The 15,716-nt window shown below is 32.3% G+C and carries 13 protein-coding genes and 1 riboswitch; of the genes, 3 read left to right on the top strand and 10 right to left on the bottom strand.

Going from position 1 to position 15,716, the window contains the following annotated elements; all coding sequences use genetic code 11:
• Positions 1-194: 194 nt before the first annotated feature.
• Together N5D90_RS12630 and N5D90_RS12625 are read left to right on the top strand one after the other, a co-directional pair.
• Entirely contained in the window at positions 195-1,385 is a 1,191-nt protein-coding gene (locus N5D90_RS12630) for an MFS transporter (RefSeq protein ID WP_280062681.1), read from the top strand.
• A gap of 9 nt (positions 1,386-1,394) precedes the next feature.
• Positions 1,395-1,832, top strand: a complete 438-nt coding sequence (locus N5D90_RS12625; protein ID WP_280062680.1) for a hypothetical protein — start codon at positions 1,395-1,397, stop codon at positions 1,830-1,832.
• A gap of 8 nt (positions 1,833-1,840) precedes the next feature.
• Here N5D90_RS12625 and N5D90_RS12620 read toward each other — a convergent pair whose 3' ends face one another.
• From N5D90_RS12620 to aceB, 3 genes are all read right to left on the bottom strand, one after another.
• Complete coding sequence (locus tag N5D90_RS12620; protein ID WP_280062679.1) at positions 1,841-2,377, bottom strand: hypothetical protein; 537 nt, start codon at positions 2,375-2,377, stop codon at positions 1,841-1,843.
• A 102-nt stretch (positions 2,378-2,479) separates the two neighbouring features.
• On the bottom strand, positions 2,480-3,757 hold the full coding sequence (gene aceA / locus N5D90_RS12615; RefSeq protein ID WP_347881115.1) for an isocitrate lyase: 1,278 nt from the start codon (positions 3,755-3,757) through the stop codon (positions 2,480-2,482).
• Between the two features lie 77 nt (positions 3,758-3,834).
• Positions 3,835-5,421 (bottom strand): malate synthase A, encoded by a 1,587-nt coding sequence (gene aceB, locus N5D90_RS12610; protein WP_280062678.1) that lies wholly within the window; start codon positions 5,419-5,421, stop codon positions 3,835-3,837.
• Between the two features lie 117 nt (positions 5,422-5,538).
• Between aceB and N5D90_RS12605 the strand changes: the two genes are divergently transcribed.
• On the top strand, positions 5,539-7,026 hold the full coding sequence (locus N5D90_RS12605) for a helix-turn-helix transcriptional regulator (protein WP_280062677.1): 1,488 nt from the start codon (positions 5,539-5,541) through the stop codon (positions 7,024-7,026).
• 57 nt (positions 7,027-7,083) lie between these two features.
• Here N5D90_RS12605 and N5D90_RS12600 read toward each other — a convergent pair whose 3' ends face one another.
• The 7 genes from N5D90_RS12600 to N5D90_RS12570 form a co-directional block, all read right to left on the bottom strand.
• The gene (locus tag N5D90_RS12600; protein WP_280062676.1) at positions 7,084-7,329 is read right to left on the bottom strand and encodes a hypothetical protein; all 246 of its coding nucleotides are present in this window, start codon (positions 7,327-7,329) and stop codon (positions 7,084-7,086) included.
• 43 nt (positions 7,330-7,372) lie between these two features.
• Positions 7,373-7,472: riboswitch (SAM-I-IV-variant riboswitch) on the bottom strand.
• A 69-nt stretch (positions 7,473-7,541) separates the two neighbouring features.
• Positions 7,542-9,431, bottom strand: coding sequence for an ABC-F family ATP-binding cassette domain-containing protein (locus N5D90_RS12595; protein ID WP_280062675.1), 1,890 nt, complete (start codon positions 9,429-9,431; stop codon positions 7,542-7,544).
• A gap of 34 nt (positions 9,432-9,465) precedes the next feature.
• A complete protein-coding gene (locus N5D90_RS12590) occupies positions 9,466-10,647 on the bottom strand; it encodes an ABC transporter permease (RefSeq protein WP_180904727.1) in 1,182 nt (393 codons plus the stop codon).
• A gap of 6 nt (positions 10,648-10,653) precedes the next feature.
• Positions 10,654-11,646, bottom strand: coding sequence for an HlyD family secretion protein (locus N5D90_RS12585; protein WP_125349239.1), 993 nt, complete (start codon positions 11,644-11,646; stop codon positions 10,654-10,656).
• Positions 11,647-11,650: 4 nt separating this feature from the next.
• On the bottom strand, positions 11,651-13,033 hold the full coding sequence (locus N5D90_RS12580) for a TolC family protein (RefSeq protein WP_280062674.1): 1,383 nt from the start codon (positions 13,031-13,033) through the stop codon (positions 11,651-11,653).
• A gap of 145 nt (positions 13,034-13,178) precedes the next feature.
• Positions 13,179-13,853 carry a hypothetical protein gene (locus tag N5D90_RS12575; protein ID WP_280062673.1) on the bottom strand — a complete coding sequence of 225 codons (675 nt, stop codon included), beginning with the start codon at positions 13,851-13,853 and terminating at the stop codon, positions 13,179-13,181.
• 60 nt (positions 13,854-13,913) lie between these two features.
• Positions 13,914-15,713, bottom strand: a complete 1,800-nt coding sequence (locus N5D90_RS12570) for an ABC transporter ATP-binding protein (protein ID WP_280062672.1) — start codon at positions 15,711-15,713, stop codon at positions 13,914-13,916.
• Positions 15,714-15,716: the final 3 nt, after the last annotated feature.

Raw genomic sequence — 15,716 nt, 5'->3', positions numbered from 1 at the left:
TTAACTGTATTCTAATGTTGAAGTTATTTTCACATCAACTAAGTAACTCTTAAATAAGAAATTTCATTAATATAATCAGTGAAATATCGACTAACAATGTTGAATGATGTAAGCGTTTTTTTGTAACAAATAATACTTTTCTAATTGTGTAGTTTGTTTCGGTTGAGATAAATTACCTTTGCAAAAAATCCGTTATGTTTTCTGCCATCAAGAAAAAATTAAATTCAGATCCCGTTTATAATCTCCATTTTATTTTAATGTGTTTGAGTTCGTTGTTGTTTTCAGCGAGTTTCAATATGATGATTCCCGAGTTACCAGCTTATTTAAGTAGCATGGGAGGAGCAGAGTACAAAGGATTTATTATTGCATTATTTACACTGACTGCGGGAATTTCAAGACCTTTTAGTGGGAAATTAACAGATAAAGTGGGGCGTGTGCCTATCATGGCAGTTGGTTCTATTGTCTGTTTTGTATGCGGAATTTTGTATCCAGTTTTAACAACCGTTTCAGGCTTTTTATTTTTGAGATTGGTACACGGCTTTTCGACAGGTTTTAAACCTACTGCAACAGCAGCTTACATTGCAGATATTATTCCGCGCGAACGTTGGGGCGAAGCATTGGGCTTGCACGGAATTTGTTTCAGTATCGGAATGGCAATTGGACCTGCATTGGGAAGTACAATTACATTATATTCATCGATTAATGTGATGTTTTTTACGTCTTCGTTTTTTGCATTATTGTCAATATTGATTTTATTCAATATGAAAGAAACCTTGCAAAACAAACAGAAGTTTTCGTTCGGATTACTAAAGATTTCGAAACAAGATGTTTTTGCAAAAGAAGCTCTACCAGCCGCATTGATTACGTTTCTTTCTTATGTCGCTTATGGTTCTATATTAACGTTAATTCCAGATTGGACCGAACATTTAGGTTTTCAAAATAAAGGTGTTTTCTTTATCGTATTTACAATATCATCGATGATGGTTCGTTTCTTTGCAGGTAAGATATCTGACCAAAAAGGGCGTGTGTTGGTGATAAAATTAGGATTGGTTTTATTGATTGTTGCATTGATACTTTTAGCTTCTATTGATGCAAAAATAGGGTTGATTTTAGGTGGTTTGATGTATGGAATTTCAACCGGAATTCTTTCACCTGCACTAAATGCTTGGACGATAGATTTTAGTAAACCTGATGAACGTGGAAAGGCGATGGCAACAATGTATATTGCGATGGAAGCGGGGATAGGGCTTGGAGCATTGTGTGCGGGTTGGTATTTTCAGGATTATTTGGATCGCATTCCGATGGTGATTTATGTTTCGGCATTTATCTGTCTTTTGGGAACCATTTACATGCTGAAATTTAAGAATAAGCCTCAAACAATTTAATTGAAAGAAATGAAAGCAGAATTATATCAATTTATAGCACAACAAATCGAAGATAAAATAACGTATTTGAATGGTTTGATTGACGATTTACGCGCCTCTAACAACGATACCAAAAGTAGTATGGGTGATAAATATGAAACATCGCGTGAAATGATGCAACAAGAAATTATTCGAATTCAAAACCAATTGAATGAAGTATTGATTCAGCAAGACATCTTTTCTAAAATAAAAATTGTGGAAAACAAAACCATTGGTTTAGGAAGTTATGTTGAAACTACGATGGGAAATTTCTGTATGGCATGTAGTTTTGGAGAAATTATTTTCGAGAATAAAAAGATTTTTGTTCTATCAACTCAAACCCCTTTGGCTAAAATCTTGGTTGGAAAAACGGAAAAAGATACGTTCGAAATGAATGGAAAGTCGTTTCAGATTACGAAAATAAGATAAAGCTTGGCTTAATAAGGAAATTGATCAATCCAAATTAATTTATTATCCTTTTCAGAGAAATGCATTATATACTTTTTATTAGCAATTTCTACTAGTAGAATAGGTTCTGTGATCTCTGTTGAAATTGTAGCCCAAAAGTATTTTAACTCTATTTCATTAAGTTTTCGAATAGTAATTGTGTTATTTTTACTCTCAGATTTTAAAAGATTAAGCATTTTTTTACTATCTCTTTCTCTTTGCAATAATTTACCTAAGTAAGGCTTGTTATTGATGATTAAGTAAACGTTACCATCTTGAATGTTTTTGAAACCTTTTTTATCTTGAATTTTATACCATAAATGAGGACCTACAAAAACTTTTTTATCAATCATTGAATAGTTTAAAGAATCCTTTAGATTAGAAAGAATCATATCCTTAGTTTTTTCAATAATTTCTTGATCAGCATATTTGTATTTTATACCATCTGGAATGGTAATTTTTTCAGTACGCTGAGAATAGATTGAAATAGGTAATATTAATAATAAAAAATAATAGATATACTTCATTGTAGTGTTATAATGAACGAATATAATTATTATTTTTAATATACATAAAACGAAAAAAGGACGTAGTTGCGGTACGTCCTTTTTTTAATTGAAAAGTATGTATTAGAATTGTGCGGCTTCTGTACTTTCGGCCATAGCCGTAGTAGACGAAATGCCTTGTTGCACTGTGTTTTGTACGTAATCGAAATATTGTGTTCCTACAAAAGATTGGTGTTTTACAGCTGCAAAACCTTCTTCTTGTAACGCAAACTCTCTTTCTTGTAATGCCGAGTATCCCGCCATTCCTTTTGCTTTGTAAGCACGTGATAACTCGAACATAGAGGTGTTCATCGCATGGAAACCAGCCAAAGTGATGAATTGGAATTTGTATCCCATTTCAGCTAAATCTTCGCGAAATGTTTCCATTTGAGCTTCTGTTAAATGTTTTGCCCAATTAAATGAAGGTGAACAATTATAAGCTAACATCTGATTTGGATATTTTTCTCGAATCGCTTGTGCAAATTCTCTTGCCATTCCAAGATCTGGATTAGATGTTTCCATCCAAATTAAATCAGCATAAGGCGCATAGCTTAAACCTCGATTAATTCCTTGTTCCAAGCCATTTCTCACGTTGTAAAAACCTTCAGAAGTTCTACTTCCTTGTATAATAAAAGGTTGATCTCTTTCATCAATATCCGAAGTAATCAAATTCGCAGCTTCTGCATCAGTTCTTGCAACCAATAGAGTAGGAACGCCGCAAACATCTGCTGCTAAACGAGCTGCAACCAATTTGTTAATTGCTTCTTGTGTTGGAACTAAAACTTTTCCTCCAAGATGACCACATTTTTTGGCTGATGATAATTGATCTTCGAAATGAACGCCAGCAGCACCAGCTTCTATCATTTGTTTCATCAATTCATAAGCATTCAAGTTTCCTCCAAATCCAGCTTCTGCATCGGCAACAATTGGTACCATATAATCAATGTTTCCTTGACCTGTTACAGATTGTATTTCATCGCGACGACGCAACGCATTGTTAATACGTTTTATCACCATCGGAACCGAATTGGCTGGATACAATGATTGATCTGGGTACATTTCTGCCGAAAGATTTGCATCTGCAGCAACTTGCCATCCCGAAAGATAAATTGCATCCAAACCAGCTTGCACTTCTTGTATGGCTTGATTACCATTCAAAGCGCCTAAACCCGCCATAAATGGCTTCGAATTTAAGCCTTCCCAAAGTTTCTTAGCACCTAATCTTGCTAAAGTGTAATCGATGTCCAAAGAACCTCTTAATCGAATAACATCTTCTGCTGAATAAGGACGAACAATGTCTGTCCAGCGTGGATTAGTTTCCCAATCCTGCCGAATCTTCTGAATTCTTTCTTGATTGCTCATAATTGTGTTTTTTGTGTTTTGTTTATGAATGTGTGTTGTGTGTGTATTTCTTTTTTTGTGTGTCTGGTTATAAGGGCTTAATCAATATACTTATAGGCTTCTAATGTTAAAAATTCGGTAAACTTGTGCGATAAAACTAATTCGTCAAAGATTGAAATAGCTTCTTCAAATCTTCCGTTCAAATAGTTTTCCTCACCAACTAATTGTTTTATTTTCTGAACCTCTTCGGCTCTTAATTTTTTGTATTTGTCACTGTTAAATTCGCATCCGTTTTCTAATGTAATCGACTGGCTTAACCATTGCCAAACCTGCGTACGAGAGATTTCTGCTGTTGCTGCGTCTTCCATTAAGTTATATAAGGCAGCGGCTCCTTTTCCAGATAACCAACTTTCGATGTATAAAATTCCAACATTAATATTGTCTCGAATTCCTTGTTTTGTAACTGTTCCTTTTGGCAATTCTAACAAAGCCTCGGCAGTTGTTATAACATCTTCTCGCTTATTATCTATTTGATTCGCTTGTGGCATATATTCGTCAAAAATGTCTTTTGCGACTTTTACCAAGGCAGGATGCGCAACCCACGTTCCATCGTGTCCATTTTTTACTTCGCGAAGTTTATCATTCTTCACTTTTTCAAAGGCAATTTCATTGGCTTTTTCATCATTCTTAATCGGAATTTGAGCAGCCATTCCACCAATTGCATGTATGTTTCGTTTATGACAACGTTGAATAACTGCTTGCGAATATGCAGCCATAAAAGGCGAAGTCATCGTAACTTGTGAACGATCTGGAACAATAAAATTTGGGTGTTTCTTAAATTTTTTGATATAAGAAAATATATAATCCCAACGACCGCAGTTAAGGCCTGCGATGTGGTCTTTTAATTCGTAAATAATTTCATCTAACTGAAAAGAAGCTGTTATAGTTTCGATCAAAACTGTAGCTTTAATCGTAGCTTGTGGAATGTTTAAATAATTTTGTGCAAAAACAAAAACATCGTTCCACCAGCGTGCTTCTAGGTGATGTTCTAATTTAGGAAGATAGAAATAAGGCCCACTTTGCTTGGAAAGTAACGTGTGTGCATTATGGAAAAAATATAAACCAAAGTCAAATAGTGAGCCTGATATTTCTTGTTTATCTATTATGATATTCTTTTCATTCAAATGTAAACCTCTCGGTCTTATAAGCAAGACAGCAGTTTTTTCGTTTAATTGATACTTTTTTCCATTATTTTCGAATGAAATAGTACCATTTACTGCATCTCTTAAATTTTGTTGTCCTTGAAGATTGTTATCCCACGTTGGAGAATTACTATCTTCAAAATCGGCCATAAATGTTTTAGCGCCAGAATTTAACGCGTTAATTACCATTTTGCGGTCAACTGGACCAGTTATTTCAACGCGTCTGTCTTGTAAATCAGCTGGAATAGGAGCTGCTGTCCAATCGCCATTTCTGATTTCCTTTGTTTCTGACAAAAAAGTTGGAAAATTCCCCAAATCAAAAAAGATTTGTCTTTCTTGTCGATTCGCCAAAAGTTCTAAACGTCTTTCGTTGAAATTTTTGTGTAAAGCTGTTAAAAAATTAACCGCTTCGGTGGTCAAAACATCTGGATAACTATCCAGCTTATTCTGCGATAATTTTAATTCACTTGTAATAGTATCCATTTTTTGTGTTTTTGTTGTAATTTTGGTTTTGGTTATTCGAGCGGAATTTTACTTCTAGCGAACGTTCGCTAAATTATAAAAATTCGTTTACATTTACCAAATATTTTTGAAAAAATTATGCAAGAAGAATACATTAAATTAATTTTTGGGTTAAAACTAAAACAAGTAAGAACGGCTAAGGATTTGTCATTGTTTAAGTTATCTAAGTTAACTGGTCTTTCGAAATCGTATTTGAATGAGATCGAAAAAGGTAAAAAATATCCAAAAACTGATAAAATTGTTGCTCTTGCCGAAGCGTTGGAAATTCCTTACGATGAGATAGTTTCATTAAAATTAGATAAAAATTTAGCACCAGTCGCTGAGATTCTACAATCAAATTTATTGCAAGAAATTCCTTTGGAACTCTTCGGAATTGAAGAAAGAGATTTAATTGAGATCATTTCTAACGCCCCAATGAAGGTAAATGCATTTATTTCTACGTTGATTGAAATAGGTAATAATTACAATCTTACACGCGAAAGTTTTTTCTTGGCTTCGTTGAGGTCTTTTCAGGAAGCAAATGATAATTATTTTCCTGAAATTGAGAAATCGGCAAAGAGTTTTTTACAAGAATATTTGATTGAATCAGAAGATTTTGTGAAAAATGAAACGATGGAGGAAATTCTGAAAGAGGAATATAATTATACCATTCTTTATGAAGATTTCACTTCTTTAGGAGGAAAGGATTTAGCGAAATTGCGTTCTATTTTTATCAAAGAGAAAAAACTTTTGTATATCAATATCAATTCTGACAATGATCAAAAACGATTTATTTTAGCGAAAGAATTAGGCTATAATTACCTTGATTTGAAGGAACGTTTGTATACATTTTCGTGGGCAAGTTTTGATAATTTTGATCAATTGTTAAACAATTTTTATGCATCTTATTTTGCTGGAGCGTTGTTGTTACCAGAAGAAAAATTGTTGAAGGATATGCAGAATTTGTTTGCTATAGAGCATCATGATTTGTCTAAATTTCAAGAAATTCTTGGAAAATATACCGAATCTCCTGAGACGGTTTATCAACGAATGACAAATTTGTTACCCAAACATTTTAATATTCGTGATTTGTTTTTCTTGCGTTTGTCAGCAAAAGTTGGCTCAAATTCATATAAATTAACGAAAGAACTTCACCTTAATCAACAACAATCACCGCAAGCAAATGAAACGGATGAGCATTATTGTCGTCGTTGGGTTTCGTTAAATGTTTTGAAAGAATTGGAAAAACATCAAGATGATCATCATGAGATTTCTGCACAAATTTCGTTGTATCCGTTCAATAATAATCAAAAATATTATGTAATATCTTCAGCAACGAAAGATCCATTCAATCCAAATTATTTACGAAGCGTAACGATTGGTGTATTGTATAAATCAGCACAACGTAAAGTGAAATTTATGAATGATCCATCAATTCCTGTAAAAGAAGTTGCGGTTACGTGCGAAAATTGTGGCATGAAAGATTGTGCAGAACGTGTTGCTGAACCAATTCGTTTTGAAAAAGATATCCGAAATAAACGATTAAATGTTACGATCAATGATTTTATAAAAAAGCAGAGTAAGTAACATTGTCTACCATAAATTATAAAGGAAAACTTGTTTCAAGTTTTCCTTTTTTTATGTTTAATCTAAATATTCTAATCTATTTTCAATTAATATTACATAACGTTGAAGCGAAAATGTGTTTCCTCTTTCTATGGTTGTGCAATCAAAATTACGGTATTGTAATTCGTCAAATAATGTTTTGACATAACATCTTCTTGCAGAATTCCAGGAACTGTTTCCTACATTTTGATTAAAGCGATCGACTAATTCGTTGTCAGTTAATTCACGGAATAATACGACAAATTCATTTTTTAGATTTTCCATTGTTTTAATTTTTTAATGATAAAAACAACAGGATAGAGTGGAGAATAACCTTTTATTTTGGCGTTTGCCCTCATTCTATACCACCGTAGCGCGGTTTTGGCTCGGTTGGTGTTCTGATTTTTCAGAAACTCCTGATGATTGATAGAGTAAATATAGAAATAAATTTTTAAAACAAAAAAAAGGAACTCAAAAAAAGTTCCTTTTCAATATTTTTATTCGCTTAATTCTAACCAACGAAATTCTTTTTCTTCTAATTCGTCTACAATTTTTTGTAGTTCATCTCCAATAGTTGCGATTTTGTCATAACCTAAATTTGGGTCGGAAAGTAAATTCGTTAATTCTTCTTTTTTAGCTTCAAGAATTGGTAAAGATTTATTAATTTCTTCTAATTCTCGTTGTTCTTTAAACGATAATTTTTTTGGTTTTGTCTCTACAATCTTCTCTTTCGATTCAACTTTTTCCTGAATAACGATTTCTTTTTCAACCTTTTTATCGTCAGTTACAGGCTTGTTTTTATTCTCGATGTGATATTCTGTATATGTTCCCATATAACGAGAAATTTTTCCTTCGCCTTCAAAAATCATCAATTCATCGACCACTTTATCCATAAAATATCTATCGTGGGAAACAACTAATAAACAACCTTGATATTCTTCTAAGAAACTTTCAAGAACCGTTAAAGTAGGTAAATCTAAATCGTTTGTTGGCTCATCAAGAATCAAAAAGTTAGGATTTTTGTACAAAATTGCTAATAATTGCAGACGTTTTTTCTCTCCACCACTCAACTTTGAGATAAAAGTATGTTGTTGTTCTGGTGTAAATAAAAACATTTCTAAGAACTGTTCTGCACGCATTTCTTTTCCATTAGAAAGAGGGAAAAAATCTGCAATATCTTTCACAAACTCAATGACACGTTCGTCGCCTTTAAATTCTATTCCATCTTGTTTAAAGTGTCCAATATTTAAGGTTTCTCCACGTTCAATTGTTCCAGAATCCATCGTTTCAATTCCTTCTAACATTTTCAAGAAAGTGGTTTTTCCAACACCATTTTTTCCGACTAAACCAATTTTTCCACCACGAGCGAAGATATAAGAGAAATCATCTAAAATTTTCTTTTGACCAAATGCTTTCGAAACATGTTCCATCTCAATGATTTTTTGACCCAAACGCGTCATCACCATTTCTAATTTTACTTGTTGATCGACAATTTTATGTTTAGCCACTTTTTCAGTATCATAAAACGCATCAATACGAGATTTAGACTTTGTTGTACGCGCTTGCGGTTGACGACGCATCCATTCAATCTCTTTACGATAAAGGTTTTTCGCTTTGTCAATTGTCGCATTTTGATTTTCGATACGCAATGCTTTATTCGTAATATAAGTTTCGTAATTTCCCGAATGTACATACAATGTTTTGTCCTCCATTTCGAGAATTTTGGTACAAATTGCATCTAAGAAATAACGATCGTGCGTAACCAAAATCAATGTTTTGTTTTCTTTGTTCAAGAAATATTCAAGCCATTCTACCATTTCGATATCCAAATGGTTGGTAGGCTCATCTAAAATTAAAAGAACATATCCAGTTTCGAAACTTAAATCAATCAAAAATTTTGCTAAAGAAATACGTTTGCGCTGACCACCAGAAAGTTTTCCAATTTTTTGATCCAAGAAATCAATTTTCAATTTTGATAAAATTTCCTTGATTGTTGGTTCAACTTTCCATGCATCTAAAACATCCATTTTTCCCATTAAATCAATTAAATCAGGATTTGTTGGATCATTTTCGATCATGTTTTCATATTGTCGAACAACATCTAAAACTTCATTCGAATGATTGAAAATATATTCTTCACTTTTCAAATTTTCGTCAAAATCATCACTTTGATCCAACATTAAGATTTTAACACCTTTATTTGGACGAACTTCGCCAGAATCGGCCGTTTCTAATCCAGCTAAAATTTTAAGTAAAGTAGATTTTCCACTTCCATTTTTTGCTACGAATGCGATTTGGTCTCCTTCATTTACATGAAAATTTACATCTTCAAATAAAGTTCGGATTCCATATGATTTGGTTAGATTTTCAACTGTAAGAAAATTCATAGTTTATTATCTGTTTTGTAAGTTAAAAAAGATGCTAAATCTTTTCTGTTTCGATTTGTTTCATCGATTGTTTAGCTTTTCTTATTTTAACGATTAGAATGGCCAAAGATAAGACAAAGCAAATACTTCCTATTACAATTAGATTATTTAAATGTGGTTGAATTAACGCAGGATCGCCTTTTTCGATGAAAAGTATTCGGAATATTTTCAAATAATGTGTTAACGGAATGCAATCTGCAATTGCTTGAATCCATTTTGGCATTTGACTTAAAGGCCATGTAAATCCACTTAAAATGAAACTTGGTGTTGCAACAACCATCAAAACTTCGGTTGCTTTTAGTTGGCTTGGAAGGAGAATGCTGACTAAAAATCCTAAAAAGCAAACGGCTAAAATAAATGCAAGAGAAGAAGTGAAGAATGGCCAAAATTCGGTTTCTAATTTCATGTCATAAAACATTCCGAACCAATAATACAGCATATATATAAATACTGACATAAATAAATAAGGGAAAGTTTTTACGAATAAAATGGTAAACGGATTGGATGATTTTGAGATCAATTCATTAAATGTTCTATTCTCAAATTCTGAAGCAAATGAAAGTGCTAAACCTAATAATAAAACTTGTTGTAATACGGTTAATAAAACACCTGGAAGCATAAAATATAAGTAGTTTCCACTTCTGATATTTTGGCGAATCATCGTTGATTTGAATGGTTCGTAGCTTTGTGTTGCAATATATTCAGGAACGCCTTGTTTTCGAGCTGTTTCTATCGAAATTCCAGCTTTCATTGTTGTTAAAACTGTCGTAATTGCGATTGCTGCTGTATTAGAAGTTAACGTGTTTGAAGCATCTACAAAATAAGCGATTTCGGGTAATTTTTTTTGTTGTACATCAGATTGAAAGTTTCGAGGAATAACAACCACAACTTCAGCTCCGATTGCTAAAGCTTTATTCTTAGAATCAAATGTTGAAGGTAAAACTTCAGCAACTTTAACCGATTCATTTTCATCTAACATCTGAATAATTTTCTGACTTGTCGTTGTATGATCTTCATCTACAACAATAATTGGTAAATCGGTTACATTCCCTTTTTTATAAACATTTCCGATCAGAACACCATACATAATAGGTGCTCCCAAGAATAAAATAGGTAAAACAGGATTCTTGAAGAAAAGTTTGAATTCTCGTATAATTAAATGAAAAATCGTTTTCATCAGAATTTATTTAGCATTAAGATCTAAAACTACATTTGCTTTTGTCAATAGTTGAGCAGCTTGTTTATAGTCAACAGGAACAACTTTCACTTCATATTGCGATTGTTGTTGATCGATATCAGGATAAGCAGTCGAAATATTTGCATACGAATTAAGAACTTTTATCGAAACAATTTTACCTTTCAAAACCATATTATTTTTATAAGGAACTTTTAAATTGACGATTTGATTTTTTTGCAATTGCCCGATTTTATTCTCAGGAATTGTAAATCTAAAAAATGTAGTTTCTTCTAAAATTCCGGTTGCAATAGAATATCCAGCCAAAGCTAATTCTCCAACTTTTAGATTAATTGTTTCAACCGTCATATCTTGTGGTGCTTTGATGTATCTTTCCGCCTCAGCAACATCTACTTCTTGCAAAGCTCCCAAAGCACGCTCTTTTTGTCCCAAAGCCATTTGTTGTTGCTCTACACGCGCACCATTTTCGGCATCAGCTAATTCCGCTTTTGCAGCTAAATATTGGTTTTTAGCGCCTTGATATTTCGCATAAACTTCATCATAACTTTGTTGTGGAACAAGACTATCTCGAAGCATATTTTTTAGTCGATGATTTGATTTTTCTGCATAATCTAATTGCTCTTTCAAGCCAGCAACTTTTGCACGCAATTGTTTCAATTGATTATCTGTAGCACCTTTTTTAGCCATTTCGTATTGAGCTTCGGCAGAATTTACAGCACCTTCTGCTTGACTTTTCTTCGCATCAACTTCTGGTAATTGTAAGATAAAAAGCGTTTGTCCTTTTTTTACTTCATCACCTTCGTGAACTAATATTTGATCTATTTTTCCTGGAATTTTTGTTACAACGCTAATTTGATCGCGCTCAATTTTACCTTGAAAAATAGTTTGCTCTTCTTTTTTATTTTCCTTGTCAGATGATTTACAATTTGTAAAAAGTATTAATCCGCTTAAAGCAAAAATATAGTATAGTGTATTTTTCATGATTTTAATTTGATAATTGATTAAATAATTCTCCAGAAGTTTGAAGTAATTCGTAGGTTTTAGAGCGTTGATCCAAGATTTGAGCATAATAACCTAAATTGGCTTTGTAATAATCATTTTCGGCAGCCAAACGCTCGGTTACATCTATTAATCCTTCTTGAAATCGTCTTGAAGCAATTTCTAAATTATTTGTTGCAATGGTATTTTGTTGATTATTTACTTTCAATTTTTCAGTAGAAGTTTCGTAATCAATTTTGTTTTTACTTAATAATAAATTCAGTTTTTCTTGGGAATCTTTCAACTTGTTTTCATTTATTAAAATGTCAGTTTTCGCTTGTACTAATTTATTTTTGTGTTGTCCGCCATCCAACAATTCCCACTTTGCGCCAATACCAATCAAAATATTAGGAAACATCGAAAATTGGTTTATTTTCAAATTAACATCACCTAATATATCAACATCTTTTAATTTGAAACGACTTCCAAAAATTGACGTATAATTGGTGTTCGCGAATGCAAAAACTTGTGGTAAGTGCGAACCTTTTTCCTTTTGATACAGAAATTCGTAAGCTTTTACAGAGTGTTCAAGTGCTTTCAACTCTTTTTTATTTTCTAAAGTATAGCTTGAAGCAAGAATGTCAATTGGCGCTAGTTCGTATTGAATTTGTTGAAGATCTTGTTCAGACAGATGCGTTAAAGTTTCTAATTTTTTGTATAACAATTGTCGATTACCATTCAATTCTACTTGTCGAGCTTCTAACTCTAACATTGCTAATTTTATTTTTTCACGATCGTAAGGAATAGCTAAACCATTTTGAATTGCTTTCTGCACTTTGAGATGCTCTTTATCCAAACGTTTTGCAGAATTTGAAATTAACTCTTCTACTTTGACCAATAACATCAATTGATCATAGGTTTGTAAGATATCTTTGGTTATTGTTTCTTTTTCAGCTTCTTTCAAATAATCTAAAGCAGTGCTTTTTTCCTGAATAGCATTCAAAGCATTTGGAATTTGTAATCCCGAAAATATAATTTGAGTAGCGTTAATTCCGACAGTAAATAATCCTGCTGAGGTATTGAATTTTTGATTACCCGAAAACAATTCTGTGGACAAAATATCGATTGATTTGGTTGGAATATCGATGATTCCGTATGAATTTAGATAACCACCCAGTGCAATTGCAGATAAATTTGGTTGTCGTTTACCTTTTACTTCGTCATATTGGTAATTGTTTTTTTCGACTTCCAGTTGTTTATTTTTTAATTCGTAACTCGACTCAATCGCTTTTTCAACAGGTAATCGAAGTTGCGGGTCAATCAATTGTTGCGCAAAGCCCGAAATAGAAGTCAATAATAGAATAAAAGATAAATATCGAATAATAAGCATCCTATAATTTTAGCATAAAATTAACAAAAAATATACCATGAATAAAAGTCAATATTAGAATATTATTAAAAATAAAAATCCTGAAACTTTTTAAGGGTTCAGGACTTCCAAAAGTTGCCAAAAAATGGCGCATAGTTCAATGTATTTAATATTTATTATCAATAATATCCAACGTTTCGTTTAATGACTCTTTCATCATTTTCTCTAAATAATCCGTCGTACTTTTATTGATTGTTTCGTCTATATACTTTGTTCCACCAATTGTTTCGCTATATTTTAAAGCATTATTTTTAAGGTCTAGAATATTAATGTAGACATATGTTTTGGCGATGTATTTCTGTTTGTTGGCAGGATCATAATCAAGACCCGATTTTACATTAATCAAAACTAAATCATCTTGATTAATCGCTTTTTTTAAATCATTAAATTTAACTTGATTTACATTTTCCTTTGTGATTAATTCATTCGGAATTAGTTTTTTATCAAATTTATCAATCATTTGATATGTATACTTATTATCGTTCAGAATTTTGACTGATTTATCGCGAATAGTTTTAAAAACATCAAATTTAGAATTTAATTGTTTCAGTTGATTTTCAATTGATTTTGAATCAATGCTTTGATCTAAATTTTGAGAATTATGATCAAAAAAACCAAGGGAATCTATATTAATCAGAACACCAACTTTATTCACAGGAACGTCTAAAGCGCTTTCGTATGTTTCTGTATTAAGCGCTAATTCTTTTGGAGCTTCTTTTTTTTGCTCGCAAGATTGGGTCAGAAACGTTAACCCAATTAATAAATAAACCAAATTTTTCATACGCTATCCTATTATCTCTTTAAAGGTAGTGATTTATAATGTTTTATAATAGATTTATTCCTAATAATTTTCTTCTTCTTCATCGTCAAAAGTTTTGGCAATTTTTTCAATGTTTAAGCTTTTTGCCATTGCATCAAAAATCTCTTTATAAGTACCGTTCATTTTGTACACATCTTCATGAATCCCGTTTTCTACAACTTCGCCTTGTTTCATCACGTATGTATAATCGGCATCGATAATTTGAGAAATACTATGCGAAATAATGATAACTGTTCGATCTTTTTTGATGGCATCCAAACTATTTTTAATCTGTTCCGTCGCAATTGCATCCAAACTTGCAGTAGGTTCGTCCAAGAAAATAATCGGCGGATTTTTGAGAAACATACGCGCAATGGCGATACGTTGCTGTTGACCACCAGATAACAATAAGGCTTTGGATTGATAAGCTTCTGGCAAATCCATAATTTGTTCGTGAATATAAGCACGTTTTGCAGCATCTTCTATTTCTTCGAAAGTTGCGTTGACATTTCCGTAACGAATATTTTCTTCAATCGTTCCATTAAAAATGTGATTTTTTTGTAAAACCAATCCAATATTATCGCGTAAAAATTGTGTGTCATATTCTTCTAAATCAATTCCGTCAAGTAGAATTTTTCCAGAATCAGGTTGATAAAATTTATCCAATAAATTAATCACTGTACTTTTTCCAGCGCCAGACAAACCAACCAAAGCTGTAATTTTATTGGGTTGAATTGTCATGTTGATATTTTTCAAGGCTTTGTAACCATTTGGATAAGAAAAGTCAACATTTTGGATTTCGAATTTTCCTTTTAGATTTGTTGGAATGTAATTTCCAGAAGATTCTTTTTCGTCATCCGCTTTCAAAATTGCAAAGAAACTTTCGGAATATATCATCGCATCATTCATTTCATCATAAATACGATGTAGTTGACGAATAGGAGCCGAAACGTTGTTGAACAACAAAATATGGAACATAATTGCGCCAATTGTCATTTGTCCATCAAGAACCAAATATGAAGTTAAAATAATGATAATCACTACGCCAAATTGCTCGATAAAGGATTTTAAACCATCAAAAAAGAAACTCGTTTTACGTGTTTGCATTTGATTATTCGTCAATTCTTTTTGCAAATCAAGTTGTTTTTTACCTTCGATATCTTCTCGGTTAAACGATTTAATTACTGTAATTGAATCAATTATGCTGATGATTCCTTGCGATTTTTGTTCACGATAACCTCTTAAGTTACGTCGCCAACCACTCAGCTTTTTAGCTTGTTGTTGCGTGATAATGAAATAAATCGGAACGATACAAAGTCCAACCAATCCAACATAAAAATTAGCGTTGAACATAAGAATTAAAGCAACAATTGAATTGGCAAAAAGAGGAAGAATATCGATAAAAAAGTTTTGAACTAAACGTGTCAAGCTTTCAATTCCTCTATCAATACGAGTTTGAAGCTTTCCTGCTTGATTATCTTGATTCGTATAAAATGCCATTCTGTAGGTCAAAATCTTTTCGATAATGGCTTGTGCTAAATCTTGCGAAACAAAAATTCGAAGCTTTTCTCCATAATATTTTTGACCAAATGTGATGAACGCATTCAAGATTTCTTTTGTCATCAAAACAATCGAAATAAACGAAATGATTTTTAGACCTTCTTTTAATCCTTTTCCAGCTTCAACCAAACCATTTATAGAATCTACGGTATATTGCAAAATAAGGGCGTTTACTTGTGAAGTAAAAGATCCAACTAAGGTTAGGAGCAAAGTTGCAACAACCAAAGAACGATAAGGTTTTACAAATGGACGAAGATTTTTAAACAGTTGGATGATTGTCATTTA

The organism is Empedobacter sp. GD03797 (assembly GCF_029842105.1).
GTDB lineage: Bacteria > Bacteroidota > Bacteroidia > Flavobacteriales > Weeksellaceae > Empedobacter > Empedobacter falsenii_C.
This window is presented reverse-complemented; position numbering and strand designations above follow the sequence as displayed.